Genomic DNA, 772 nt, shown 5'->3' with positions numbered 1-772 from the left:
GGACGCAAACGCGTCCTGACTGACGAGCAGATCGACAAGGCTCGCGCCCGCATCGAGGCAGGGGAGGGGCCGTCGGCGATCGCCCGCGATCTGGAAGTCGGACGGTCAACGTTGTACCGCGCCCTCCAACGACATACGACGTAGACGAGGAAGGGGAAGCGACATGGATGGGTGGTCGCCAGTGTGCGGCAAGGGGCGCATCGCAGCGTTGCTCGAGACCGGGACCGTGGGTGCTGTCCGAGATCTCTTTCCCTACGGGGTGCGGATCCTGTGTCCGATCACGCTCCATACGGGCCGCGACGTGGCCGGGTGGAGCTCATGGCATGAGGTCGCTGAGCGTGTAGGTGCGCAGTATCCGCCCCGCCGTGGATTGACATCGATGATCGACAGCGCCAACACCCCGGAGCTGGCGATAGGTGTGGATCGCCTGGTCGGGTGTAGCGCTGGCCCTGCCATCGAGATCGCGCAGCGCTACTGCAGCACCGCGTCTGTCCTGCAGTGGAAAGCCGCGATCTGGACAGTGAACGGCGATCCAATCGGAACATCCGACGCCGCACGCACTATCACAATCGTCGATGACGGCGACTATGGCAGCTCCTACGACTACCAGCTGGTATCAGCTTCCACGGCGGCTCTCATGGACCCGTTCCTCCACCCCGAACCATCCTTCTTGTGGTCCGACGACGAGACACTGTTCCTCGAGATTCAACCCGAGACAGGATGGATCGAGGTCTACTCGACTAGGCCGGATCTGGTCGAGGAGGTGCGAAGC

The 772-nt window shown here is 63.2% G+C and carries 2 protein-coding genes; both read left to right on the top strand.

All coding sequences use genetic code 11. The annotated features are described in order from the left end of the window. Positions 1-144 (top strand): helix-turn-helix domain-containing protein (locus tag HMPREF3086_RS18020; protein WP_141764036.1); only part of this gene is annotated, 144 nt, incomplete at its 5' end. 235 nt (positions 145-379) lie between these two features. Further along, positions 380-772, top strand: a 393-nt coding sequence (locus tag HMPREF3086_RS08765) for a hypothetical protein (RefSeq protein WP_141764035.1), incomplete at its 3' end; no start/stop codon positions are given.

This window comes from Dietzia sp. HMSC21D01 (assembly GCF_001815995.1).
GTDB classification, from domain to species: domain Bacteria; phylum Actinomycetota; class Actinomycetes; order Mycobacteriales; family Mycobacteriaceae; genus Dietzia; species Dietzia cinnamea.
The sequence above is the reverse complement of the archived record's forward strand: the minus strand, read 5'-3'. Positions and strand labels throughout refer to the sequence as shown.